This is a genomic window from Desertivirga arenae (genome assembly GCF_017355785.1).
Lineage (GTDB): Bacteria > Bacteroidota > Bacteroidia > Sphingobacteriales > Sphingobacteriaceae > Desertivirga > Desertivirga arenae.
This window is the reverse complement of the sequence record NZ_JAFEWE010000003.1, coordinates 13,591-38,171: the sequence shown is the minus strand read 5'-3', so window position 1 is coordinate 38,171 and position 24,581 is coordinate 13,591. Positions and strand designations below refer to the sequence as shown.

Genomic DNA, 24,581 nt, shown 5'->3' with positions numbered 1-24,581 from the left:
GCAAGGATTACCTGCACTTTTATTTTCATAATTCGTTTCGCACCTTTCATCGCTCAGTCCCCTCCACACCCTAAAAATAGGAAAAGGGCGTTAGAGTAGCTCTGCGAATACCTCTTTGGCAATTTTTAAGACTGCGGGAAAATTCTCATCCACTTATCAGAAAAAACAAGGAGAGTGGAGGGTGTTTGAGTGGCAAATATTTTGGGGCAGGTGACATGATTTTAATTGAAAGCCTTGATCGGGAAAGCGTTGAAAAGGTTATAAATAACCTTTTGCACTCTGGAGACTTTCAAAGCATTTTTAGTAGGATTACAAACTAAAAGCCTTAAAATAACAAGCTCTCACCTATCATACATTGAAACTTTTTTCAAAAGCTAATGGTCCTGATTTTTACAGTAAAACTCAATCGGATCGATTATAGTAGAGGGATATGTTTTTCTAAACAATAACCAACCAGGATCACTGAAATTATAGAAGAAGTAATTACACTCCTTCCCTAACAGTCCCCAAAAATGATCCGAGTGATCAGCATTAGCACCGAACCTAATTAGCAAAAGGCTTCCCTGAGCTCCATCCAAGTAAATTTCAATTCGTTTTCGAATGAAGAATCTATCCTTATAATTCATCAAAGTCATATCCTTCGTTTTATCGGAAAATTGCTTCTGAAGGATAAGATATCTAAAAATACTATCCTGGAAATCCGCTATTCGATAATCTTTATCAACAAAAAGCCCCACTTGGGCAGAACAAGCGTTAATGCCGCAGATGTTAAGGAATAAAATGGCAAATATTACTAGGACGGAATTCCATCTCATTGTTTACTGTAATTTACAATACTTTAATAGGGAGTTCTACTTGCCCATTACTTTTTTACGTTTTTGATTCTGCTCGTTTCAAATATTTCAACGGCCAATTCCTGTTGTTGCTTTGATAAGTTACTTGTGACCATCGATAAGGCTAAAGACCCATTTCCAGATTCTCCTGAGCGATGTAAATCTCTCATATAAATTCCGGTGGTTCCCTTTCGATGATCTTTTGGAATTACCATTTTTCTGTAATGTTGATCGATGGGGTCGATTCTGGATGTTCCAATGAAGTGCCATCAATAATAGTATTAAGACTGATGAGATCTCAATAGAATTTTTCTGTTTCTTTTTCACCTAACTCTGAAAGTTCGATTAAATATTCTCCGATAGCTCTGAAGCCACTTACCTCCTCTTTAACAGGGGTCCATCGCCTTACCAAGTGGTAATTATTGTCTTTAATTCCTTCTATTATCCATTCCGACCCGTCAGTACCCAACCTTTCTTCACTTAGTGTCGGTTGTTTCCAAAAGTCAGCTTTATCTATCTTTTTCTTTAATTTAGAAAAACTATCAACAGTGATCGCCAAGCATTTATCATTTAACAATGTTCCAGGCTTATAGCCACCAGCGCCATCGCAAACTTTTAAAAACAGTTTGATCTCCTCTCCCTCCTTCTCTAATCTAACAGCTACTGGATGATGGAAGGTGCGGAGCCACGTAAAACGGTATATTTCTTTGTCGCCTTTATAGTTATATAACACCGGTTCTTTCAAGGAGAAAAGCATTTCTGAATACCATTGATTCCTGAACGTATCTAAAGCATCACTTGTCTTTTCGTCAGTTTCCGATTTGGTTCTGAAATATAAAGTTGTACTATCTGAAGGCATACGGAGGGTTTCAAATTTTGAATTAGATGTCACCGCATGTTCGGGTGGTCTTGAACAGGAAGTAAAAAGCAGAACTACCGGTAAAATGGTTAATATGATATATTTCAAATCTAGTTATGGTTTAAGCTTAGTACAATTTATTATAGACGAAGGTCCTAATATATCTATTTCTATGAACACTTATTCGTCCCATACCCGTTTAAACACTCTTTTTTTCTGATCAATATTGAGCTTGGCCAATAGGTATAAGGCTAGTCAAAGGTTTCTGCTTCTAAACCTAATTTTTTACACTACGGACCGAAGCAGATCAAAAGGTTATGCACGCGTCCTGCTGTAATTTTAAAATAGAATCAAGCCAACTCTTAACCATTGTGTCAAAATCTGACTGTTACTCCACCATGTTTAACAGTACATTCTGCATTGTTACTATTATCATCTTACCACAGCAACTCCTCCCGATTTTTATCCTTCACTCCTATTCCTTTATTCTCCTTCAAATCGATATAAATCTCCGTTTTTAATCATTATTTTTTCAGGAAGCCCGTTCATAAAACTTATTCGCGTTCGTAAAGGTTGAGACTCTGGCTTTTCGCTTACATCAAAAAGAAGCACATTCTTTTCAATTCTTGTTGGCAGCTCATTTTTCATACCCAGCTTATAGTTTCCTAAATATTTGTTTCTACTATTATAAATCAATAGTCTATTGGTTGCCCTCTGTGATAGCCCCCATATCCAGCAATAAGACATTATTTTAAATATTCGGCCATCTCTTGAGTGAAGAGTACCCAGATACTTGATTTGAATCTCATCATGATAATCGCGTGTTGATCGGTCGAAAATAAATACACTGTCCCGTATTCCTTTTTTCAAAACACTGGCTCTCATTTCTATATCTGCCATTTGTTGCAATGCCGAGGCAGATAAAGAGAATGTAAAGAAGGATATAAGGAATGTTGTTTTCTTAAACTTTAGCCTACCAGATTTTCCCTTTATATTTTCTAACATCGTCACCTGAATTGACATTGCATGGATAGCACCTGTAGCAAACGGTTATAAAAATTGTGCAAATACATCTTTGGCAATTTTTAAGACTGCAGGAAAATTCTCATCCTGATGCAAAGCAAAGTACACCTTTTTAATACCTCGTCCCTTCCAATTAATAATTCTTTCTCTCCAAGCCTCCATCCTTAATCGATCCGTCGGATGAGCAGCATTGCAGTTAAAACGCACAAGAGCTTCATTTGTTGAAAGAGACATGTGACAAGCATCTCTCCTACCGGAAGTATCCGAAATCACAGCACCAACACCAAGATCGGCAAAGGCTTGCAAAGTATCCTTCCAAAGAAGCGGATCAGCAAACCACTCTGCTTGTCTCAGCTCGACGGCTACTTTGAGATCCCTAGGAATAGAGTTCTTCAGATACTCGATTAGCGCATCCTTATGCGTTGGACTATAATTTTCTGGAAGCTGCATAAAGGACGTTCCAAGGTTTTCGCCGAAATAAGAAACAGCATTTATAAAAGAATCCGTTTCATTTTCTGCGTTCTGAAGGCGTTTGACATGCGTGATGATCCTGCTGAACTTCGGATTGAACTTGAAATCCCTGCCTTCGGCTTTAGAAGCCCAGTTCTTCACTAGATCAATTTTAGGAGTACCATAAAAAGAGGAATTAAACTCAACGAAACTAAATTGTTTAACATATTCATCAAGAAAGCCCGCTGTCTTCGTTTTCTCCGGATAAAGGATACCGCACCAGTCTTTGGCACCCCAGCGGGATGTGCCAAGATAGAATTTGAAAGCGGAGTTCTCCTCTCCCGAAAGAAATTCAAGAGAACCTCCCGGGTACTTATATTCAATTTGTTCCAGTTGCTCGTTTGGTACTACTCCAAATTCCATCTAAGTGCGATCATTAATTTAATGGACAGATAAGTAAAATTAGCAGAATCTACAAGAATTGAGTGCTACCCAGATGAGTTTGTTAGAAGTACAGATGAAAAGTTTAACTTGCTTATATTCGGATAAATGAAGAAACTTCTAAATCAACACTTCCTGATATCTATCGTGTGGATCAGCTTTTGGAAGCCGGCGATTTTGAAAATATTTTTAGTAAGATTACAAACTAAGACGTTAGTCTTAAAATACTTCATCAACCTGAGAGTATCTATTCCCTATTCCAAAACTTCTTAAGTAGGAAAACATTTAAACCGACGAAAATTGCGACTAAGAACCCGACAGTCAAAAATTCTTTTCCGTTAAGGTTCTTCATATGAGGATTCCAAACCTTTGCTACTAGTTGCCCTAAGTAAGCAATTGCTACAATAAAACTAAAGAAAGAATAAACGAATAACAATCCGCGGACAATCATCTATGCTGCATATTAAAAAAATTCCTTAAGAAGATGTATAGTAAAAAACACTACTTCAGTTTCTAAAACAAACTCCCCTGCTGCCCGGCACCGGCATCTCCGCCATTTTCTTTCCCAAACATCGGCAGCTTCTCACCCCAGTCATAAAACTCATCCTTAGTCTTGTTATCCTCCCGGAAGGCTTTAGGTCCACGGATAGTAAAAACAGGATGATGGTACAATTCATCAGAGGCGATACGATACTGGAAAATAGCACGAATGTCATCATCTGATAATGCAGGATCCAGCCAGGCTTTCTCTAGTTCCGGTGCTAGGAATAAAGGCATACGGTGCTTGTTGTCGCCGTCGTTGTGTATCCACTCCATTAGCTCATTGGCTTTGCGGGTGATCATGGTAAAGGAAGCCACATTAAACACTTCTCCCGTGCTCTGATTAACTTCTTCGCTTACTTGATATAGCGCAGGAAGGTAGAACCCATTTCGGCCTTCCGGTTTCACCAGATAAGGTATCTTATTTTTAAATCCTGCAGCTTTTCGGTGCTCGTAAACACCGGTTGCCGGAATCAGACACCGGTTCTTTCGTAAGCGGTACCAGTACGATTTCTTATCCTCCAGAATCCGCTCGCTCTGTGCGTTCACCATATTCCTCCTCCTGATCTCCCGCATCTTTGGATCTTTCTCATAAGCAGGAATTACACCCCAGCTCATAGGAGTGAGAAAGAGCTCGTCATTCTTCGGAGCCACTATCGGATACTCGGGTAATGCCTCGCAGCTTACATGAGCCCACGCATCTTTCGAAGCCTGACTGATCCCGGATAGCTTAATCTCAGGGAAGGTCTCGGTAATCACCTGGATCTCTGAATGGAAGGAAATATCTCGACACATAACATTCTAACTAATCATTTTATAAAACAGTGCTTCATTAGTCCTTTCGCCCGAGGTAATGATTCCCATTACCCTACCATTAACAACGCGTATAAATACGTCGTAGCCTGTACCTTCATCCTTTTTCATGCCAATGGACTGGATATATTGACCTACCTTTTTCACGTAAGTCTTATGCAGCTTCTTCTCGTTCTTCTTATCGATCGTGCTGTTATAAAACACCTTGTAACCAGATCCAGGTTTGATGAGATCTAGAAGCTTTGTAAGAGCTTCCTCGTTACTTAAATCCATTAACTTGCCTTCGCCCCGATCCAATTGTATCGCATGGTTTTCAGCCTCCATCTTATCCGCATATTCACTGGCCATAAACGCGGTTCCGGGTTTAAGCCCAGGCCAGGAAAAACGTTGCACTACCCAGTAATGCTTCCCTCCACGCAACATGTGCTGCAATAATCCCTCAGTAACGGGCATAAAAGGATTATAGAATAAGAGGCTCATTTCAGCTTTCTAATTAATCAAAATTATTGTGTTCCTACAAGCCTAATCCGTAAAACGAGGATCAGGCCGTATCGGCAACTTCGCCATCTTTTCTACGGTGATCGTTGGAAAGCCGAAACTCTCCGTTACCTTCCCCAGGATCAGGTACAAGCCCGACTTCTCAAAGGGATACTGCTTTAAACAATTGGGAAAGTGAACGGTGTCAAAAAATGATCCCTGAGCATCCAGGAAAGTTCCAAAGGCCATCGTTTCGCCCTTTTTTGTTCTTGTAGGTTTCATAGTTACATACAGGCCTACCAGCTTGACTGTTTGGCCAATATACCTCATTAGCTCACGTGCTTCTACATCTCCTCGGTAGGATGTTTTAAGCATATGGAAAGGCGACAAAGAAACAGAGAAATGCAGGAATTCCATTTCGTCAAAGAAATCCTCTTCGTCGAAGACCGGAAAGGCTGGAATGCTAATCTCTTTGCTTGCCTGCCGTAGCAGAGGCCGGTCGTGCTGTACCTTATTTTTAAGCCTGTTCCGCTTTTCGAAAAGGACATTCGCCAGCCACATTAAGGTCTTTTTATTCTTTCCAGTAAACTTCATGGCTCCAGAACGGATAAGTATAACTACCTGCTCCAGGCTCAGCCCCGTACGCTCAACCAGGTCGTCCAGACTTTCATATTGTCCCTGCTCCTGGCGGTTCGTCAGGAGCAAATCGATCACCTTACTCTCCAGCTTCTGAATCATGTTCAAGCCCAGGTAAATATCCATACCCTTTATGCAGGTAAGTAGCTGACTGTTATTCACACAAGGCAAATGCACCCTTGCTCCCGATTTCCGGGCCTCAGCGACATAGAGCCAGCGCGAGTAGAAGCCTCCTTCATTATTTAGCACCGCCACCATAAATTCATTCGGATAGCAGGCTTTCAGGTAAAGGCTCTGATAGCTCTCTACCGCATAACTTGCGGAATGGGCCTTAGAGAAAGAATAACCGGCGAAGCTGGAAATCTGCCGCCATAATTCATTAGTCACCTCTTCCGGTCGCCCAAGCTCCTTACTCTTCGAGAAAAACTTATTCTCAATGTCTTTCAAGTGATGCGCTCCACGGTTCTTCCCAGACATTAAACGCCTTAACACATCCGCCTCTGCAAGGTCAAGACCGGCATAATGGTGAGCCACCTTCAACACATCCTCCTGGTAGATCATCACGCCAAAGGTCTCGCTCAACTGTTCCTTCAGCACCGGATGCGCATAGTGCACGTCCTCAGGCTTATGGAAGCGCCGGATATACTCGTCCATCATGCCGCTGGATCCTACACCAGGACGAATAATACTGGAGGCGGCAACCAGCGTAATGTAGTCGCTGCATTGCAGTTTCTTGAGAATGCCGCGCATGGCCGGCGACTCAATATAAAAGCAGCCAATGCTATCACCACTCTTTAGCTGCTGCGCCACCTTCAAATCCTGCTTAATAGCCGGAATGTTATGAATGTCTAATACACGACCTGTATTCTGTTTGATGATCTCTACCGCTTCGCCGATATGACCAATTCCCCTTTGCGACAGCACATCCAACTTTTCAAAGCCGATAGCCTCTGCGGTATACATATCAAACTGAGTAGTGAGCAATCCCTTCGGAGGCATATCCATCGCCGTATATTCCGATAAAGGAAGTTCAGATATGAGAATTCCCCCGCATGTATCGTACGGTTGTGCGGGAAATCACTGATACGCTCAAAGGAGCTCAAGATCTTTCTAGCGATCCTATTATCGTTGGAGATGGTTGCAGGTGCTTCAATCATCAGGTCGATCTCCCGTTTCGGCAATCCATATACCTTACCCAGTTCGCGGATGATACTGCGATCCTGAAAGGTGGTCATGGCACCAATCAAAGCCGTATGGGCGGGATCGTAACGTTTGAAGATATAGTCGAAGATCTCATCCCGTTCCTTCCAGGAGAAGTCGAGATCAAAGTCGGGCGGAGCTTTTCTTTTCGGATTCAGGAACCGCTCAAAGTATAAGTCGAGTTCCAGGGGACAAACATCCGTAATGCGCAAACAATAGGCAACAATACTATTCGCACCCGAGCCTCGTCCCACATGGTAAAAGCCCCTGCGCAACGAATAACTCACCACATCATGGGTGATCAGAAAGTAGGCAGAGAAACCAAGTTTATCAATCACCTCCAGTTCCTTCCTTACCCGGTCTATCGCCTGCCTATTCCCCTTGCCATAGCGCTGGTAACAACCTTCCACAGCATACTTCTCCAGCAGTAAACGATCCGTATAACGACTCTGAGTAAAGGTCCTCTTGTTCTTACAGCTCTCGAAGTCGAAGTCGAAGCGGCAGCGTTCCAGTAAGCCAAAGGTATTAATGATTATTTTTGGATACGCCTTATATTGAGTGATGATAGAATCAATGGGCTCAAGTAATTCTTCAGGTCTGGCCTTCTGAGTATCCTTCAACTGAGAAAGTAAAGCATTATGTCTGATAGCACTCAACTGGCAATGCAACTCAAAATCCTCGGACTTCAGAAAGGTAACGGGACTAAGGATAACCAGCCTGTCGATAAAGGCCCGGCTTCTGGCGTAAAGTTTATTCAACTCGCGGGGCCTTATCCCGATGTATTCATTCTCCCGCAAGTTCGTGGCATCCACTCTGAAAGGATATACGACAAACACATGCTCCCAGGCAGGCGCTACCGCAGGAAAGGCTTCCTTTGCTACGTTGTATTTGGTAAGGTATTCATTGATCTCCCGGAAACCGGCATTGTTCTTAGCGATGGCAATGAAGAGGAGTTCATCCTCGTTCCTGAACTCCGCCCCGGCCAAGCCGTGGAAGTTCTTCGCCTGACACTCACGAATAAAATCAAGCGCAGCGCTGGTATTATTGATGTCTGTTAGAACAGCACTTTCATACCCATTTAAAATAAGATGATTCACCAGCTCAGCAATTCCAATAGTGCCATATTGAAGACTGTAATTACTATGAACATTAAGCAGCATACCCGGACCCTCCTACCTGTTCAACGAGCAAAAATACGCACCGGAGCCTGTAACGCTCGGGCCTTTAAAATCGAGTCAGATCCAAATCTTTTACGGATAGTATCCATCGCATTATAAAGATCGATCTGGGTAGTGCTGTCAGAAAAAAGATCGATCTGATACCCTGCCGAAACCAGGTAACTAAATTTAACTCCAATAAGACGAACCAGCATCCTACGCTCGTAAAGACCGGTAAAAAGCTCCCAGGCTTTTTCCGCCAGTTCATCATCTATTGCGGTAGCCTTAATCCTTCCCTGCTTGGTAAAGGTCTCAAAATCCGAATATCGGATCTTAACGGTAACACAGGTGGTCAGTTTCCCCTGATCGCGAAGATCAAATGCAAGCTTGGTAACCATATTAAGAATAGAGGTTCGAAGGTCTTCCATGCTGGTGGTATCAACGCCAAAGGTTTCCTCGTGACTCATCGATTTCTGTTCGCTGTATTCTACAACGGGACTGTCATCTACTGCGTTTGCCCTATTCCAGAGCACCAGACCGTTCTTTCCAAACGTTGCTTGCAGAAGCTCAGGGTTTAGCTGGTATACGTCTTTGATGCGACTGATACCCATTACAGCCAGTTGTTTGGAAGTCTCCTGTCCTACTCCCGGTATCTTTTTTACAGGCAAGGGGGAGAAGAAACTGCGCTCCATGCCGGTTTCCACCTGGATCTTTCCAAGGGGTTTTCCCACGCCGGTGGCAACTTTACTTACTAATTTATTGATCGACAAACCAAAGGAAATTGGCAGTCCCGACTCCTTGAGAATCCTGTCCCGCAGCTCCATGGTGTATTTATAACAGCCAAAGAACTTGTCGAAACCCGTGAGGTCCAGGTAATGCTCGTCGATCGAAGCCTTTTCCACCACCGGAACCTTCTCACGGATGATGGCAGTTATCTCCTCTGATTTGCGGGAATAAGAATCAAAATCTCCGCGACGAGTAATCATTTGAGGACAAAGCGCACGAGCCAGCTTCATAGACATTCCACTTCGCACTCCAAACTTCCTGGCTTCATACGAACAGGAAGCCACCACCCCCCGATCCCCCTCGCCACCCACGGCAACAGGTTTTCCTTTCAACCCAGAATCTTTCAGAACCTCAACGGAAACGAAAAAAGTGTCAAGGTCGAAATGCACTATTGATCTATTTACTTTTTCCATACTCTTTGCTTTATACAATACCGGCGGCGACTGCCCCTTAAATGATAAAGCAAATGTATGCTAAAATTTTTAGTATTTTAAAATGAATTGCGAAGATTTTTAGAGTTCAGGTATTAGTAATACTAAAAATATGAGCATTAGTAAGATAAATGAGTACTGTAAAAATTACTGCCTTAACGCTGTAAAACCTTATAGGGGTTCACTAAATGCGTTCAATTAACCTTTCTCCTTTCACTTCTCACCTTTCTGGGATTGGCGCAGAATAGAGAGAATTCCTTAAAATGTACCGACTATATTGCTTCGTGCTTTAGGTTAGTTTCTGTTAGTTGTTCCTTGCTTCACTTCAATGTCTTCCTTTTGACAAGAAGAGGAATTCGTTCCGGATCAAACTCTTGTTTTACGACTTCCGTTCCAACTACTATGTTAGAATAATCGAAAAGCTCGGAGTCCAACTTCTCCTGGTATTGTCCGGCTACGTGGTTATAAACTTTTGCAATACAATTTTTCGTTTTTGTATTGAAATTACTACACAGTTGCTCTTTCTTCATCGTTTTGAGGTCGTAATAATAATATTCATTCAACATCAAATTGGTGGAATACATTTCCCCCTTTACCAGCAATACCCCGTCGGCAGGGATTTTATAAATGATTGACCTGTTCACTATGCTGTCCTCCACACCATTTTTTTGGTGGTAGATAACAAGGATATGTCCCTGGAAATTTTGTGGTATCAGAATTATTTCTTTGGTGACCTTAACCCGGTTACAGCCAGAGAAAAGAACGGATAAGGCAACCACAAGAATATTCCCAGTCCGCTTCATCTTCTTTATATTGTAAATTATCATTCTCTATAAATGAGGAAGTTTTTGATCCTTCGGATAGAATCCATTTTCTAAAAAGAAGCAGTATTTCCTCAAATCAATTTCAGCGAAGTGCTCCAGGTAATACTTATACCTTTTTTCCTGGTTGCAATTGGCCTTGATCAAATCATCATATTTTAAAAACTCCAGTAGATCTTCTCGATTTGACCACCACTCTCTTACAGATTCGACCGTCCAATAATTATTACCGTCACAGTAATAGGAGCCGAAAACCTCAACAGCAGCAGCATTCCAAACCTGGAGTAATTCAAGTCTATTTCTTGGTTGAATCATGACAAACTCCCTGTAGTGCTCGTCAAAGATCACGTTGTTCGGAGCTTCTATTATTCCTGTACCACAAGTATCCGAATCCGCTGTATAAAAGGGTCCAGGAAAATTTAAGTCCTCCTTTAAAAACCATCCAGAACCACCACAATCTGAATCGTCCCCGAAATGCAGGAACTGATTAACAACATCTTTATTCAGGTCCTTTTGATAAATAAGATCTATAATATCATCCTCCAGTGCCGGTATCCCATTGTCTACATACGAGTTACTATACGGAGAATCGCTCTCTTTTTTCGTTACTGAATATTGGTGTGATTGATCCTCCTGCTGCTTACGTTTGATCATATTCCAGAATCTCATTTATTGATTATTGCTTTCTGTGTCTATTCCCTATTTAAATAGCGAACGTTTAGTTAGATATATACGAGGGTTTCCTTTTGCCAGTGCTCTAAAAACTTATCAAAGCTGTCATAAATCTTCTTTTCATCATAGTCCCTGTAAATACCCTCTTTGCCTTTTATATACCCTATATTGGTACTTCTTATATTATGATCCGCTACCGAAGTAAGATTCTGACGATATCTCAGCTCATTTTATAAACCTGGCTTTATATTTACTAATCTGTCAATTTGAACTCTTTCTACAGCATCCGCTGGAATTTCAATTTTTGTTGAATTAAAAACGTCGCTGGCTTTCTCCGCCTGATCCGGATGTAGGATTTTGCAGCCCTTAAAATTAAAGTCGCTGATAAAGCTTCCGAACCTTTGGTAAAATGTCGCTGAACTGATCAGTCCGCTTTCTTCTACCTCGCGAAATAATCGCCTGTATTTTTTAGTAATCAGAAAATAGTCTGAGGGTGGAAATACAACTGGTAAATGTTCTGACCAAAAGCTAACGGTAATTATCTTGCCATCAGTTTTCATCTTTAAAAGATACAACTTTGGAACGTAATAAGCCTCCCCCAACTGTTCCTGAAGTCGAAACCGATTATAATTGTAATCGTAAAAATCATTTGACTTCTCCAAAGGATAATATTCCAAATCATATTCTTGGAAATAATCTAGCGAATTCCTTGCGTTAATTGCTGACCAATTTTCATATAACTCGTTTTCCCGTGGCTTTGCCGGATGTTCATCATCTTCAGTAGATTGAGGATTTAAAACAAAAAGGTCAAGGTCTTTCACGAACCTTTCGACGAATTCAAACGAAGGTTTACCGAAGAAATCTGGCCTAAGATAGTTGAGCTTAAATGTGAAGTTCGTATTGCTAAATTCTGGAAAGCTATCAAAGAATGCAATATCTTCAGTTTCTGCGAAGGGTTCATTTAGATCAAAAGAAAAATATACTTCCGTGTCTTCATCTTCTACAAACCATTGTGTATCGCTTTCGCTTGTAGAAACGAGATTTTCGTTTAGATATTCAGAAATATCAGACTCAGTGAGGCTTGCGCCTTTTTTCTTATAAAAGTATAGGTCGTAACTCAATGTATTGTTATGTAATTGTTTGTAAAATAATTCCTTGCACTCTCGGTAATGCTTCTATTACACCTTCAAGTTGTATTTAAAATGGAGCAAGGCTAACCATGGTCTTAAAAACTCAATACAAAAGATCACTTAGTAAGATCAACATTTATCCGGTCAAAGCTTCTACCCCAGTAGGTGTATAAAAACCGACCTAAAATATCTGGAGCCGCAATTGGCCCAATGAACCGGCTGTCCAGAGCATTGTCCCTGCTATCTCCCATTAAGTAATATGAATGTGGAGGAACAGTTAAACTCCTCGTTTCCCTTTTACCTCTGTCATCGCCATTATATAGGAAAATCTGATGCTTAAATCCGTTAGGTAGCTCTTCAATATATTGCTTCAGAGGCCATCCCTCAACTAGTCTTTCACCCAGATCCTCAACTCGACATTTTTTATTATTGATACTTAAGAAGCTGCCATCATAGTATATCTTATCACCCGGAAGTCCAACAACCCGGAATGTACATACTCCGCCCTGAGGCGAATTAAAAGCAACAAGCTCACCATACTCTGGCTTTCGGTTCCGGTAGGCTGTCATATCAGCCACGGCCATATCATTTGTTTCCAAAACCGGTATATTAGAGTCCGTGGATATTTTAAAACTGTGAACTCGAAGGATGGAGTGTGCGGGAAATAGCTGCAAAATGGTTAAAACAGCTATAGCGAATACAAGATGGTAATACCATCTGTTATAACTTCGAGGAACAAAGTCGTCCTGCTGCTTTGCAACTTTGATACTGTCAACAATGATATAGAGTCGCAAGGACAGTTCGATAACAGCCAATACAACGAAACCATTGAAAGTATGGACGAGGTTAATCATTGAGGCAAGCAAAAGGGGTATAAACAGTAATCCTAAAAATAGCGCACCTTTCTTTATTTGCCCATTATAAACCTGGCCCAATCCAGGCGTAATCAGCGATAGCAGAAATGCAATCCAGGGCTTTCTTCGCTTACCTTCATGTTGTTCCTGTAGCTGTTCTTCTAAAATTACGCTCTCCGAATTCTCTTGCATATTATTTACGATTGTCTTCCACTAATGACAGAATCAAATTCGTGGATTATAGAAATAGGATAACCTTGCTTTCATAATCCAAAGCTGTTTCTGTAAAAATCTAAACTCTAACCTAATCTGGATTTACTGTTCGAAGGCTTTAGGGCGAGCCTGGGAAGGTAAGGTATTGCGAAAAGGCATGATCAAATTTAGAGGAGAGAAAGGATAAATGCAACAAGAAAAAATATATGAGCTTATATTTTTTCTTGACTTCTACCTCTTAGGCAAGCATTGTGTCTAAAAAACAACCGAAGGTTTGATGCAACAATGATTAAGTAAAGGTCCAGAAAAGCATCACTTGGAATTAATTTCGCAGATAGAGTTTAATTCTAGGGTAATGGGTAACTAAAAAGGCAGTAGAACGATTACCCCTATTATAACTAAGAGGAAAAAAAGTGCTGCTAACGTTATTTTCGCCGCTTCCTGCTTAACCCTTTTCGAACCAGCTTCGAATTCCTTAACGTTGCTTATTTCGTCTTTAGGTAGTTTGAATTTCTCGAGTATCTCTTGAAATAAGTCTTCATGTAGTGAATAAGTTATTGCCAAATTTAGTCCGAAACCCAAGATGAGAAACAGTAGCGCAGGACCTGCTGCCCAGGCTGCTAGCCCAGCCCAAACCGCTGATATAATACCGAAGTAAATGAGGCTGTTTATATATATTCGATATTCCAGAGTCACTCCTGAATCTGCTTCATCCAGATAAAATACGCCTTTGTCAACGCTTCTCGATATGTCAAGGTTCGATACAAACCTGCGCGAGGTTCCTTTGTAGATTATCTCACTTTCACTTGTATGAACAATTTTAAGCTTTTTACTTGCTAATAGCTCTTGTATACCTACCAGGATCTGCCTTCTACTTATAGAAGGATCTTTTATAGTTGTGCAGTATCTTATTGTGACAGGCCTCATGTGTGATGACACAATTGTAATGAATAAAAGGCGAGATTTCAAGGGAACTTTTCTCTTATTCAGGACAGGCAGGATACCGGCAGAAAATTCCGCGACAAACGGCGTACGTTCTTTGATTGACCGCATCCTGCAAACAGTACGGGTATTTTAAATATACACGAACGTTTCTTTTTGCCAGTGCTCTAAAAACTCATCAAAACTGTCACAAATCTTCTTTTCATCATAATCCCTATAAATACCCTCCTTGCCTTTTATATAGCCTATATTCGTACTTCCTACATTATAATCAGCTACTGAAATAAAAGCCTGGTCCCAGTTCTCCCATTGGATTTTTATAATTGGCCAGAGGGTCAGCATTTTCGAATCCATCACTGCTTCAGCAAATCCACTACAAAGAAGGTAAAACTGCTTGAAGTCCCTTGGAAAGTTGAAGTCAAGGAACCGTTCGCAATCCGCCATTTCATCGATGTTTACCGGCCCATTTAATACTATTCCTTCCCTTTTCCAGTCTTCAATTATGGAGTAATTCATTTGCCAATAAAATAAATGCAACTGTTCTTTGATGTTACAAAACTAATATTGGATTACTTTAGGTTATAACAAAACGAATTTTACAGGTTCATTAAAAGGTAAACATTTACCGCTTTTCTAAAATTACAGCAGCATTTGATGGCTAGTAATAACAAGCCTTTTATCTGTGCTTATAAGTGAACAAACCTAAAGGAGATAAGGCCATCTGCATTTATTTCACACTGTACTGGTTCAGAATTGAGAAACGGCTCCTTATAAATATACTTTCCTTTTTCATAAATCCAGTAACCCATGGTATCCCTATCACCTCTTAGGATCGGACTTTTCATGTATTGATTTATTTCTGAGCTACTGAGGAGGTTCTTCCATCCTTTAATTTGGTGAATTACATCCTCTTTACCAGAGTCCTCTAGTTTTATTTCAAGTTCAATCATGAAATCAGGTCCAAAACCCTCATTTCTAGACTTAATTACTTCATAAGTACTTGGAAGCTTTAGCCCTAATGAGCTTTCCAAGATTGTAATCTCTCGCTCGGTGGAATACGAGCCATAAACGAAAGTGCCTGCAATTGCTACCACTATTGAAACCTGAAAAGCAAGTAAAGGGAATTTTCTCTTTCTAACAGTTTCAATTGTCCATATTATAAATATTGCGGCTATAGAGAGGAGGGCTAATCCAAAAAAAAAAAGATTCCCAGAAGAATATATATATCCACAATGAGTGATTGATGAAAATATAAGATTACTTAAGACTTTACCTTTTAATATATCGACAGGTAGTAAACGATCTACTACCCCCTCCTTGCAATTGTCGCAATTTGAATCATTCTGTTCTAATCACAATCGTTCCTGCTATGTAATCACCGATTGATCTTCGGTTCTTATTTGTCAAAACCGTAACTACTTCGAGTATAAACCAAATAGTTGCAAATGAAGAACCTACACTTTCAATCATATCAAGCCACGGCAATTCACTAGCCGAGTTTATTGTCCTTATTAAATAAGCCATTAATGCAAAGACTTCGATGGCAATCCAAACACATTCTCGTAATAACGCTTGTTTAAGTGTGATTCCTCCTGATTCTGAAATGTCTACTAGTCTAATATTCAAGGTAGCCTTCGCAAATGTTTGACCAGATCTATAGTGTGAGAATACAAAATATGAGATTTGAAACCAAGGATAGATTAACGCAACAATTGTAAAAACAGTGAAGTTTTCAAAGTGGGCCGCATTTGCTGTAATAGCGACTAAAGGGGCGAGAAGCATCATGGAATCTAGTAGGGTAGCTAAGACTCTACGTCTTCCAATGTGATATTTATTTGAAGGGAAATCTGTTATGCTAGATTGTGGCTTGTATTCGTATTCTTCTTCCATGATAAGGTTATATTCACTGCACTAATATAAGTTGTTCACCTGATTATTTAAAAGGTACAATTCTACCTTTTAATATAATAGAGCTAATTATTTCTGCTAAATGCGGCATTTTCGATATCTAAAAACCTACAATTCAGTCCTTTGAAAGCGACAGTGTTGCTCTTCCTGATTTTCTTATTAGCACAATAACCTTCAAAGCATTGCTATTATAACGTCGAAGTTATGAAAGATCAACCCGCTTATACTTTTGATACTTTTAAAAGTTCAGGTGCTTTCCAGGATTATGTTGAAGAACTAGCCAGGCAATGGTTGATGATAGTTAAAGTATAGAAACAAGATAACAACAAATAGACTATAGCATTTCACAGTTTTAGATTAAATTAGAACTTTCAAAAGCCAATCTAAAAAAAGACCTGAACAATTGAAACCCTCCAGATTTAAAACCCTGCTTCTCGGATTGTTGGCCGGACTTGCCTATGCGTTCCTAATAATGGCGCTCGTTACCGAGTTGCATAAGAACGTTTCAATCACATTTATTTTTGCAATGCCACTCACACTGGGAGCTATTCCCGTACTATTATCCACAAAGGAACAGCTTGATACGTATAGGATTTATCTCCTTCTACCCTGGGGTGTCACGTTGACCCTATTTCTCCTATCTTTTGCTAGTGGTTTTGAAGGTATAATATGCCTTGTTATAATTATCGGGCCTTTCCTGGTTCTGGGCAGCTTAGGGGCGTTCATCTTTAGAATTATAAAGCTAAAGAGTAATGCTAAGCAAACACCCTTATATTCTTCGTTACTATTGCCCCTCCTAATCCTTACAGTTGAATCTTATTTCCCAGCAAAGGACCAGTATTATAAGGTAGTAACAATTATTGAAGTGAATGCTTCCACTAGCGAGGTATGGAATAATATCAAGAATGTAAGGAACATTAAATCTGCGGAGCTCTCAACGCATTTTGTGCATCTGATTGGAATTCCCAAGCCATTGAATGGAGAACTAAATAAAGAAGGCCTTGGTGGGATTAGAAGTATCACCTGGGAAAAAGGAATAAAGTTCCAGGAGGTAATAAAAAGCTGGAGCAATGGTAATTCCTTCACTTACGATATCAACGTCGATCCTAATTCAATTCCCCCAAAAACACTTGACGATCATGTGATGATAGGCGGAAGATATTTTGATGTTGTCGAAGGAGGTTATGCCTTAAAGAATCTGTCTGAAAACAAATGTTTAGTTACCCTTAGTTGCAAATATAGGGTAACTACAAACCTGGGAATTTATAGCAAATGGTGGGCCGACTTTATTTTGAATGACTTTAATGAAACTATTCTGGAAGTAATTAAAAAGCGCAGCGAGAACGATCACCTGCAAGCTACAGAAAGGGAGCTTCAAAAGATCCGAGGGATATCCTACAACTTTAATCAAGTTTTTGAGAAGGACAAGAAGGAACTGAGTATAGAACATAATCATCATAATGCAAAACAATTGAAGCAGTTTGAACAATTCAAGAACCTAGACCTCAAACCGTTCAAGTTTTCTATTCTAAAGCATGGAAATACTACGCGGAAGAGATGGGTAAGGAAAATTGATGGGGACCTTAGAGAAATTAATCTGGTTGAAGTTTTAGTTCCCGTCGATACAGCAGAGCGAATAACAGATATAGAGACTGGCAAGGTTGCGGAAGTTATCCCAGTAAAAGGAACTTTTAAATTCAAGGCTTACCTGTTCAAAAAACGGAGCAGCCCTGGGGATTACTATTACCTCACAGAAAACTCTCAGGGATTAATCGAAACTCGGATAGGAAAAGCCAGGGACACGGTGATGTATGAAAGTGTAGGCGTGGGAGTATATACGGTGCTGGATCATGTGGAGAGGGAGATAGAAAAAATCATGGCAGAAAGATAGAAATATGGAGTATCCTATCATTAGACAAAAAGCATTGCTTGGGTTACCCCTTATACTTTTGTTTGCCCTTTCTTCATCATGTCAGGTTACCGAAAAGGAACCTCTAAGAAGTTCACAAGGCAAACTTTCTATTGGATCAGCAAGCATTCAGGACACTACGCAAAAGCCAAGTCATTTTGATCAACAGAATTATGCTGACAGTATCAGGCTTAGGGAGCTGCTCGACAGTGCCTTAACGCTTGCCGGAGGATACATCCATTTAAATGAATTCATAAAGAAGTATGAAGTCACCCCGGATGATAGCTCTCAAAACTTCGAGATAACGATTCGTTTCGGAAGCTTATTCTCAAAGAACAAAAAGCATTTATTGATAAGAAGACGCAGCACCTCATCGACTTACATGGACCTATACATTCTGAAGGCAGACAAGTTTGAATCTGTGCTTTCCCGCGAACAGGAATCCATGTCCTACCTAAGGGATACTATCAGAGATGTAAACGGAGATGGACTAAAAGATTTTCTGGTGCATTGGTACCCCTCCTCCGGATGTTGCCGACGAAATGTTTACAATGTCTATCTTCTTCGTCCAGACAATAGAACCTTCACTAAGGATTATGAGTTCATCAACCCTACATTTTTCCCAAAGGAAGGGATCATTCGGGGTGTAGGCTATGGTCATCCGGGGGAAGTGGAATTGTACAAGTGTAAATGGAGGGGCCTAAAAGTGGATACGATCGAATTTATCTATCCGGATCGTACTGATACGATTAGTCGGCGTTATTTTAAAACTAAAAAATACCGCCATTCTTCTGATGAGATCACAAAAACGATAATAGCAGATGTTCCAATTGAATATCATAGGATTGAGGATTATGAATGGTTCAATGATTATTAATCATCACTCCATCTATTTAATATTTTTTTGTGATTGATTAAATTTAACCTACTTTAAACGGTGAACTGAAAAATCTTACTCCTATTATATTCCAGTATGATGAATTACAATTTTAAGGACGTTATGTCCAAAAAGAATGAATCATGCTCTCTATTCCCCGTAATTTCCATTATTCTTGTCACCTTTCTCCTCCAATCGTGCTCCGATGCTCCTGGCAAGAAAACTTCAATAAAGCCAGCTAAACAGGTTGTTGACTCTTGTGCTTGCAGTGATAAAACTTTAGAGGAGGATATGCAGCTAAGCGGCCCCAGGAAAAATACTGTATTGTCATCAGAAAAATTGAGGGTTATTGAAGAAAAGACATCATATTTAGTGAGAATAGATCTGATTGCAGATCAGTCAATTGATCATGAAGGCGAAGATCAACAGATTTACCGAATTGAAAAATCTAAAGGAGACCCTCACCAAAAAACGTTCGATACTTTCTATTTTGCGTTACCAGTAAAATACAACAAACACAGGAACGACTTAACAATTTTTTCACGTGCAAAGGGCTTGTTAATAGGATTTAAGGAAAAAGACAAAGTGATAAGACTTTATAATGTATACTCCCATAAGTATTTAGATAAACAGTTTGGTGGTGGGGAGATTATTGTGGAACCCGTGAATAATAAGAATTACAAAGTTTTATGACTCTTCATACGCATCGGCCAACCCAAACATTTCAGACAAGACTATTCAGCTTGGGTGTAATGCTATTAGTTCTGATTATCTACTCTTCCGAGATAAAATTTATGCCAAACTACCAGGACCGGCCAGATAAATGGCACCTACTTTATCCTATTGTAGTATTTTATCCTATTTTAATCATTCAGGTCTTAATAATTCTCTTAAAGACAAATCTTGGTGCGCAGAAAACGGAGCTATTATTAATCTCAATTTTTGCGATTCTATCCTTTGTATTTTTAAATACCCTTAACCACACTATTCAATTGATTGCATATATCTCGCTACTGGCAATTTTTGCCTATTCCCTTCTGCGTATCATTCAATTACGTTTGAAGCAAGTTAAAAATTAGTAAGAGTGGCCGTCTTATTTGTAATCAAGGTTCAAGTTCAGCATCATATCTTTGCCACATGTGCTCCATCGAAAATATAGCTTTCGAAGACCCATTTGAGGTAACGGTAGAAATCCATGGTGAGCAGTGGAAGGTAACTATTCTGCCATCATACGATCACCAGAAGATGGAATCTGATTTCATGGTCGCGATCGGAGATAAATTCATGGGCAGGCTTCAAATGCAAATACTACCAAGAGCCTGGTTTTGGGCAGAGGGAAACCTGAGTCCTATAGAAGCAGAGATCATAGGTCGAGAGATTGATAAATATTACGGACAGGAACAGTACCCTGATCTCCACCTCTAAATTTAATAATTTCCCGGTCTGTAACTAACGCTCATTCCAGGTATTGGCAGCCAAAACCATTATCTCCGCAAAAGAACACCAACAAACTGATCTAGAATGTTATCCCATTTTAAGACACTATTGACTGACGTTAAGGTTGTTGGGGCATTAATTACACATCGCTTGAAGCCTGACTATGTAATCGAAGCGGCAAAATACTTCTAATCAAATAAACCAACAGTCGCAACAGAGCCTTTAAGTAACATTTTTTTACTCGTCCGGCGTATTTAATATTATATCCAACACTTTCAATAACACTAGCAGTGATCAATCAACGTTAATAGCAAGCTCTTTAAATTATCAACCAACCTTTAATACAATTGATAAGCTTTTTGAACTGGTGGAAGAGAATAAAAAACTCTATGAACGTCTACTGCAAAGTGAAAGAGAGAAGATCGAAATTTTAAAGGCGTCAAAATAGGTTTGTTAGCAGACTGTTTTAAAGCTTGAGTTTAACGAAAAGAAACAAGTTTGATATAATGCAGGGCCCCTTCTTCCTGGCTTCAACAGAAATTTGGAGCCCAAGCATTAACGAGAGCGTCTATTTGGACGCGGATAATTTATAAGCAGTCGCCTTACTCTGAGGGGAAATAATTGATTGCTCCGTTCAATGCCAGAACCTTATTTAGCGCTTGCATAAGTACCTTAACATTTTCGTCCTCGCTATCAATTTTTAATCCTCCATCGTAATACTTGGCCCCAAATTCATCATATTCCGACATAGGGGGATTATTTCCGTGAGCCAGGATCCAAATTGCTTCGTATACACTAAGCAGATCAGTAAAAATGCCTTGCAACCACCTATCCAGGTAGTCAACATCCTCATTATCGTCCTCCTCATCATCATCATCCCCTTCTTCAGAAATTAATTCTTTCGGAAAGACTAGTTCCTCGTCGGTTAATTTATTCATATTAACCAGGGTTTCACTCACCTCCAGCAAGATGTGGATGATCTTAATCACATCAGGAACTGCAGGATGTTTAATAGCTTCGAGGTAAGCGAAATCCATTTCAACGTCTACTCCTGCGTCAAAGGCTGGTTTAAAATCCTGCCATTCTTCGTTCAGGCCTATACTAAAACCCATGGAAAATAGATTGCAGATGGCGCAATCCAAACAGAAGTATATTTTTATCAGCTGTTTACGGTAATTTGATATTGTAGTAGTCATCGTGTTAATTTGGGAAATGTGTTGTTAATATGATCTTGTACTCTCTCTGCCTTCGGCCTGTCAGCCCTTTACCTTCTTTTATCATAAGAATCTTCAGGAAAGGCTACCAGGTTGAACATTTCTCTTAACCGTGATCTGAGAGGAGTTCCATACGTTGATTCGATCTCAGCAGGCGAAAGGTTTGTTGTAACATAAGTAGGAACTCTCTTCTGCATAAAAAGCTCATACCTTAACAGCAAGATTTCACGCATCACATTTGCCTTTATGCCATAAAATCTGGTGGTTGGCTCGCCACCTAGTTCATCAAAGCAAAAAATGGATGGTTGCTTTTGGCCAAGCCCCCCATATTCTTTTATTAATGGGATGCCCCGATCAGCAAATTGTAAACTGATGCTGCGAACAGAAACCATTTGATAGGGCTTGATCGCTAAATCCAGATGCAGCAATAATTGCATCAGTGAGGTTTTTCCACATCCTACTGGTCCAGCTACAATTAAACCCTTGCCTAGATCAATTCCATGTTTGGCAGCATGCTCCTTATCCCGGTAAACGTATACAAGTATCTGGTAGACCGTATCGTAGTCTTTTGCATCGATCTTATAAGTTTTCCCAAAAAGCTCAGAACCTTTCTTATTGAGCCATTCGATCAATTGATCAAAATCAAGGTAAGTTGCCGGGGTGTTTGATTTACAAAGGTTCGTCATATCTTTTCAGGGTTTTAGGGGTTGAATTGTGGATGGAAATGATCTTTGCGGAACGGTTAGTTTTGTGAGTGTTGTTTTTTGCAAAACGCCCTGCTCCGGCAATCCATTTGCGTGCTGCTGCCTCCCAATCTACCATTTGAACCTGGCCCATCATCCAACCGTTGGCCTGGTAGTGATTGTAGAAGTTAGTGGCTTCTTTGGCATTGGAAGAATTCTCCTCGAAAAACTTTTTGATATTTTTTAGGGAGAGTGTGTTTATAAAAGTTTTATTAAGTTTTATAAATGGGTTCAATTCTGGTACGAGCGGAGTGCAAAAAGTGGGACCAGTTGTGGTATCATAAGTGCGCCTAGAACCAGTACCATTTCCGGTACCAGAACTATCAAAAAGCACACAAGTGATGTGACAAGGAACAGCCCGGTTATGGGACGGTGCGTAGTCGATGTACCCCCATTCATGAAGCTCATGCAAGCAACGATAATAGGTGTTTTTAGAACCGATCTTTGCCTTTCGCATCAACTCGCTTCTAATCACCGGGAAGGGGTTCTGGAAGTAGAAAGCATTCCAGATCTGAAAAATGGCCCAGTATAAACTGAGATGACAGGGGCCCATATTTTCATCATCATTAGCTTTTCTGTAAAAGCCGTTCAGGTGTAAGATGTAATTCATAAATGCCGTAGGGTTTTAAGTCTTTGTGCCATAAGGAACAGGTTCCGTTTAAGTGATAATTGTTTCTTTCCTTGGTTGTGAGGTTTACGCTGCAGTTCTGGGAAAACTCTCATCAAACGATCTGTTTTGTATTTTTTCATAATGCTGTTGATTAGAATTCCCAAATACAAGAAAAATTCTGATTCCTGTAAAGATGGCAGACTAGCTGCCACCTCCGCCACCCGTTGATCTACAGGCTTTTATTTTTTCTTTTTTTAAAAATTCTATAGCTTTTTGGTGATAATTAAGCTCGGCTTGGATGGTTGGAACGGTGGGTTTGAAATAGTCGTTCTTAATATTTTTAACTGATGGGTAGGTCGAGCCGGGGGTGCTGGAGGTGTTAGCGATCAATATGTAGAACTTTTCTGGCTGCCCCCTATCTATCACATTAAGCTCTACATCTACCCTATACCTAAGACCTAATCTTTCTACGGAAATATTATATACAAATCTAGTAGGTACGTCATCTGCATTATTCCTATTCTTTGCAGGATCGTCCATCACACTTTTTCCAGTGTGTTCGAGGTAATAGATCTCTTCTTGAACATATGTTTTTAATTGATCTACAACTCCATTTATTTCGGGATTTAAGGCCACCTTTGGTTTCACTGGCATCAGCGCAAGCTCCTTCTTTAAGAAATACAGTTCAGCCAGAACGAGCCCCTTCTCCGTAAGCTGTTCAAGATAATAGGTGTAGAAATCCATTGAATTGAAATTGATAAAGAACAAGAATTTAATAAGGTCGGTGTCGGTGATCTCCTTACTATGTGCTGCCAGTATTCTGAACTCATTGGCGAAAGTGCTGCAATAATAGAAGTTGTGCCAGGTTTGTTTTTTGGGGAATTTCACAAATTGGATAAAAGGCTTTATAACCATTTCAGAGAGTTCTGCTTCAACGTTTTTTAACCGCCTGGCAATGTACCTTTGCCCCTCTTTGATCTCCATTATCAGAGGACTATGGCAGGATGAAGGAATTGGCTTTTCCTTTGGAATAAAGCCTTCAAAGTGACAGTGAATAAATGTGAAAAGTTGATGGAGTCCATCTAAAACCTTCCCTGTGTTTTCAGTTTTTAGCGCACTTTTAAGATCAAACCGGCGCCTATTGCGGGAAGGTTCCTTACCAGTTCTTTTTAGTAGCTCGGCAATCAGTTCTAGTATGCCCAGATGATAAATTCTGGTGAATTCTTTTAAGTCTTCCTCCGACAGAGCACCATGCAGTACATTTTCAAGCTCGTTTCTCTGATAATCAATCTCGTTTAGGAGTGTAGATGCAGCATTTGTGGTTTCATGATAGTTTGGGAAGTGTTCGCAAAAAGACTTCACCTTAGTCTCTAAAGATGCAAAAAGAAGATGCATTGTAATTTAGTTTAAGTTAATAAATACTATTAATTCAAAGGCAAATATATCTTCTGAAGATAAATGGAAGAATGATCCTCGTTACGGACCTTGTTGCTCTAGTACCGATTTGCGGCTGTGGAAGATCATGGTGCAGTTGATCATTATTTGTTAGTTTTGAAACCGCGCATCGAGCGGTGTTATCAAGGTTTACCCATAAATTTCTTCATT

At 40.1% G+C, this 24,581-nt stretch carries 26 protein-coding genes; 5 read left to right on the top strand and 21 right to left on the bottom strand.

Annotated features, from left to right (window positions below; genetic code table 11):
• Nucleotides 1–374: 374 nt before the first annotated feature.
• From J4N24_RS07135 to J4N24_RS07075, 14 genes are all read right to left on the bottom strand, one after another.
• Complete coding sequence (locus J4N24_RS07135; protein WP_207532987.1) at nt 375–815, bottom strand: hypothetical protein; 441 nt, start codon at nt 813–815, stop codon at nt 375–377.
• 316 nt (nt 816–1,131) lie between these two features.
• A complete protein-coding gene (locus tag J4N24_RS07130) occupies nt 1,132–1,800 on the bottom strand; it encodes a hypothetical protein (RefSeq protein ID WP_207532986.1) in 669 nt (222 codons plus the stop codon).
• A gap of 375 nt (nt 1,801–2,175) precedes the next feature.
• Nucleotides 2,176–2,592, bottom strand: coding sequence for a hypothetical protein (locus J4N24_RS07125; protein WP_207532985.1), 417 nt, complete (start codon nt 2,590–2,592; stop codon nt 2,176–2,178).
• A gap of 150 nt (nt 2,593–2,742) precedes the next feature.
• On the bottom strand, nt 2,743–3,588 hold the full coding sequence (locus J4N24_RS07120; protein WP_207532984.1) for a DUF72 domain-containing protein: 846 nt from the start codon (nt 3,586–3,588) through the stop codon (nt 2,743–2,745).
• 531 nt (nt 3,589–4,119) lie between these two features.
• Entirely contained in the window at nt 4,120–4,941 is an 822-nt protein-coding gene (locus J4N24_RS07115) for an SOS response-associated peptidase (protein ID WP_207532983.1), read from the bottom strand.
• Between the two features lie 6 nt (nt 4,942–4,947).
• Nucleotides 4,948–5,439, bottom strand: a complete 492-nt coding sequence (locus tag J4N24_RS07110) for a hypothetical protein (protein ID WP_207532982.1) — start codon at nt 5,437–5,439, stop codon at nt 4,948–4,950.
• A gap of 42 nt (nt 5,440–5,481) precedes the next feature.
• Nucleotides 5,482–7,071: a helix-hairpin-helix domain-containing protein gene (locus tag J4N24_RS25525; protein WP_242691551.1), complete on the bottom strand. Its 1,590-nt coding sequence runs from the start codon at nt 7,069–7,071 to the stop codon at nt 5,482–5,484.
• Complete coding sequence (locus J4N24_RS25520; RefSeq protein WP_242691550.1) at nt 6,954–8,432, bottom strand: PHP domain-containing protein; 1,479 nt, start codon at nt 8,430–8,432, stop codon at nt 6,954–6,956. The genes J4N24_RS25525 and J4N24_RS25520 overlap by 118 nt, the downstream gene beginning before the upstream one ends.
• Nucleotides 8,433–8,452: 20 nt before the next feature.
• On the bottom strand, nt 8,453–9,628 hold the full coding sequence (gene dinB, locus J4N24_RS07100; protein WP_207532981.1) for a DNA polymerase IV: 1,176 nt from the start codon (nt 9,626–9,628) through the stop codon (nt 8,453–8,455).
• A 338-nt stretch (nt 9,629–9,966) separates the two neighbouring features.
• Nucleotides 9,967–10,449, bottom strand: a complete 483-nt coding sequence (locus J4N24_RS07095) for a DUF6843 domain-containing protein (RefSeq protein WP_207532980.1) — start codon at nt 10,447–10,449, stop codon at nt 9,967–9,969.
• Nucleotides 10,450–10,476: 27 nt separating this feature from the next.
• Complete coding sequence (locus J4N24_RS07090; protein WP_207532979.1) at nt 10,477–11,136, bottom strand: hypothetical protein; 660 nt, start codon at nt 11,134–11,136, stop codon at nt 10,477–10,479.
• 233 nt (nt 11,137–11,369) lie between these two features.
• Complete coding sequence (locus J4N24_RS07085; RefSeq protein ID WP_207532978.1) at nt 11,370–12,260, bottom strand: hypothetical protein; 891 nt, start codon at nt 12,258–12,260, stop codon at nt 11,370–11,372.
• A 125-nt stretch (nt 12,261–12,385) separates the two neighbouring features.
• Nucleotides 12,386–13,315 carry a signal peptidase I gene (lepB, locus tag J4N24_RS07080; RefSeq protein ID WP_207532977.1) on the bottom strand — a complete coding sequence of 310 codons (930 nt, stop codon included), beginning with the start codon at nt 13,313–13,315 and terminating at the stop codon, nt 12,386–12,388.
• 384 nt (nt 13,316–13,699) lie between these two features.
• On the bottom strand, nt 13,700–14,263 hold the full coding sequence (locus tag J4N24_RS07075) for a hypothetical protein (RefSeq protein WP_207532976.1): 564 nt from the start codon (nt 14,261–14,263) through the stop codon (nt 13,700–13,702).
• 19 nt (nt 14,264–14,282) lie between these two features.
• Here J4N24_RS07075 and J4N24_RS25695 point away from each other — a divergent pair, with 19 nt between their 5' ends.
• The gene (locus J4N24_RS25695) at nt 14,283–14,414 is read left to right on the top strand and encodes a hypothetical protein (protein WP_256439360.1); all 132 of its coding nucleotides are present in this window, start codon (nt 14,283–14,285) and stop codon (nt 14,412–14,414) included.
• On the opposite strand, the gene J4N24_RS07070 is transcribed toward J4N24_RS25695, so the two are convergent.
• The 3 genes from J4N24_RS07070 to J4N24_RS07060 all read right to left on the bottom strand — a co-directional run bounded on the left by J4N24_RS07070 (nt 14,411) and on the right by J4N24_RS07060 (nt 16,168).
• Complete coding sequence (locus J4N24_RS07070) at nt 14,411–14,794, bottom strand: SMI1/KNR4 family protein (RefSeq protein WP_207532975.1); 384 nt, start codon at nt 14,792–14,794, stop codon at nt 14,411–14,413. The two genes, J4N24_RS25695 and J4N24_RS07070, sit on opposite strands and share 4 nt — an antisense overlap.
• 170 nt (nt 14,795–14,964) lie before the next feature.
• Nucleotides 14,965–15,309, bottom strand: a complete 345-nt coding sequence (locus J4N24_RS07065) for a hypothetical protein (RefSeq protein WP_207532974.1) — start codon at nt 15,307–15,309, stop codon at nt 14,965–14,967.
• A 307-nt stretch (nt 15,310–15,616) separates the two neighbouring features.
• Complete coding sequence (locus J4N24_RS07060) at nt 15,617–16,168, bottom strand: RDD family protein (protein ID WP_207532973.1); 552 nt, start codon at nt 16,166–16,168, stop codon at nt 15,617–15,619.
• Between the two features lie 421 nt (nt 16,169–16,589).
• Between J4N24_RS07060 and J4N24_RS07055 the strand changes: the two genes are divergently transcribed.
• From J4N24_RS07055 to J4N24_RS07040, 4 genes are all read left to right on the top strand, one after another.
• Nucleotides 16,590–18,077, top strand: a complete 1,488-nt coding sequence (locus J4N24_RS07055) for a hypothetical protein (protein ID WP_207532972.1) — start codon at nt 16,590–16,592, stop codon at nt 18,075–18,077.
• A gap of 4 nt (nt 18,078–18,081) precedes the next feature.
• Nucleotides 18,082–18,972 (top strand): hypothetical protein, encoded by an 891-nt coding sequence (locus J4N24_RS07050; protein ID WP_207532971.1) that lies wholly within the window; start codon nt 18,082–18,084, stop codon nt 18,970–18,972.
• A 96-nt stretch (nt 18,973–19,068) separates the two neighbouring features.
• Entirely contained in the window at nt 19,069–19,665 is a 597-nt protein-coding gene (locus tag J4N24_RS07045) for a hypothetical protein (RefSeq protein WP_207532970.1), read from the top strand.
• Between the two features lie 444 nt (nt 19,666–20,109).
• Entirely contained in the window at nt 20,110–20,397 is a 288-nt protein-coding gene (locus J4N24_RS07040; protein ID WP_207532969.1) for a hypothetical protein, read from the top strand.
• Between the two features lie 614 nt (nt 20,398–21,011).
• Here the strand turns inward: J4N24_RS07040 and J4N24_RS07035 are convergent.
• From J4N24_RS07035 to J4N24_RS07020, 4 genes are all read right to left on the bottom strand, one after another.
• Nucleotides 21,012–21,605, bottom strand: a complete 594-nt coding sequence (locus tag J4N24_RS07035) for a hypothetical protein (protein ID WP_207532968.1) — start codon at nt 21,603–21,605, stop codon at nt 21,012–21,014.
• Nucleotides 21,606–21,673: 68 nt separating this feature from the next.
• On the bottom strand, nt 21,674–22,309 hold the full coding sequence (locus J4N24_RS07030; protein WP_207532967.1) for a P-loop NTPase family protein: 636 nt from the start codon (nt 22,307–22,309) through the stop codon (nt 21,674–21,676).
• Nucleotides 22,293–22,976, bottom strand: coding sequence for a hypothetical protein (locus J4N24_RS07025; RefSeq protein WP_207532966.1), 684 nt, complete (start codon nt 22,974–22,976; stop codon nt 22,293–22,295). Before J4N24_RS07025 ends, J4N24_RS07030 begins: the two co-directional genes overlap by 17 nt.
• 201 nt (nt 22,977–23,177) lie before the next feature.
• The gene (locus J4N24_RS07020) at nt 23,178–24,371 is read right to left on the bottom strand and encodes a hypothetical protein (protein ID WP_207532965.1); all 1,194 of its coding nucleotides are present in this window, start codon (nt 24,369–24,371) and stop codon (nt 23,178–23,180) included.
• Between the last annotated feature and the right edge of the window lie 210 nt (nt 24,372–24,581).

Coding starts and splice junctions, on each gene's coding strand:
- J4N24_RS07135 (WP_207532987.1), bottom strand. CDS start 815: ATGAGATGGAATTCCGTCCTAGTAATATTTGCCATTTTATTCCTTAAC.
- J4N24_RS07125 (WP_207532985.1), bottom strand. CDS start 2,592: ATGGCAGATATAGAAATGAGAGCCAGTGTTTTGAAAAAAGGAATACGG.
- J4N24_RS07120 (WP_207532984.1), bottom strand. CDS start 3,588: ATGGAATTTGGAGTAGTACCAAACGAGCAACTGGAACAAATTGAATAT.
- J4N24_RS07115 (WP_207532983.1), bottom strand. CDS start 4,941: ATGTGTCGAGATATTTCCTTCCATTCAGAGATCCAGGTGATTACCGAG.
- J4N24_RS07110 (WP_207532982.1), bottom strand. CDS start 5,439: ATGAGCCTCTTATTCTATAATCCTTTTATGCCCGTTACTGAGGGATTA.
- J4N24_RS25525 (WP_242691551.1), bottom strand. CDS start 7,071: ATGCCTCCGAAGGGATTGCTCACTACTCAGTTTGATATGTATACCGCA.
- J4N24_RS25520 (WP_242691550.1), bottom strand. CDS start 8,432: ATGCTGCTTAATGTTCATAGTAATTACAGTCTTCAATATGGCACTATT.
- dinB (WP_207532981.1), bottom strand. CDS start 9,628: ATGGAAAAAGTAAATAGATCAATAGTGCATTTCGACCTTGACACTTTT.
- J4N24_RS07095 (WP_207532980.1), bottom strand. CDS start 10,449: ATGAAGCGGACTGGGAATATTCTTGTGGTTGCCTTATCCGTTCTTTTC.
- J4N24_RS07090 (WP_207532979.1), bottom strand. CDS start 11,136: ATGAGATTCTGGAATATGATCAAACGTAAGCAGCAGGAGGATCAATCA.
- lepB (WP_207532977.1), bottom strand. CDS start 13,315: ATGCAAGAGAATTCGGAGAGCGTAATTTTAGAAGAACAGCTACAGGAA.
- J4N24_RS07075 (WP_207532976.1), bottom strand. CDS start 14,263: ATGAGGCCTGTCACAATAAGATACTGCACAACTATAAAAGATCCTTCT.
- J4N24_RS25695 (WP_256439360.1), top strand. CDS start 14,283: ATGAATAAAAGGCGAGATTTCAAGGGAACTTTTCTCTTATTCAGGACA.
- J4N24_RS07070 (WP_207532975.1), bottom strand. CDS start 14,794: ATGAATTACTCCATAATTGAAGACTGGAAAAGGGAAGGAATAGTATTA.
- J4N24_RS07060 (WP_207532973.1), bottom strand. CDS start 16,168: ATGGAAGAAGAATACGAATACAAGCCACAATCTAGCATAACAGATTTC.
- J4N24_RS07050 (WP_207532971.1), top strand. CDS start 18,082: ATGGAGTATCCTATCATTAGACAAAAAGCATTGCTTGGGTTACCCCTT.
- J4N24_RS07045 (WP_207532970.1), top strand. CDS start 19,069: ATGATGAATTACAATTTTAAGGACGTTATGTCCAAAAAGAATGAATCA.
- J4N24_RS07040 (WP_207532969.1), top strand. CDS start 20,110: ATGTGCTCCATCGAAAATATAGCTTTCGAAGACCCATTTGAGGTAACG.
- J4N24_RS07035 (WP_207532968.1), bottom strand. CDS start 21,605: ATGACTACTACAATATCAAATTACCGTAAACAGCTGATAAAAATATAC.
- J4N24_RS07030 (WP_207532967.1), bottom strand. CDS start 22,309: ATGACGAACCTTTGTAAATCAAACACCCCGGCAACTTACCTTGATTTT.
- J4N24_RS07025 (WP_207532966.1), bottom strand. CDS start 22,976: ATGAATTACATCTTACACCTGAACGGCTTTTACAGAAAAGCTAATGAT.
- J4N24_RS07020 (WP_207532965.1), bottom strand. CDS start 24,371: ATGCATCTTCTTTTTGCATCTTTAGAGACTAAGGTGAAGTCTTTTTGC.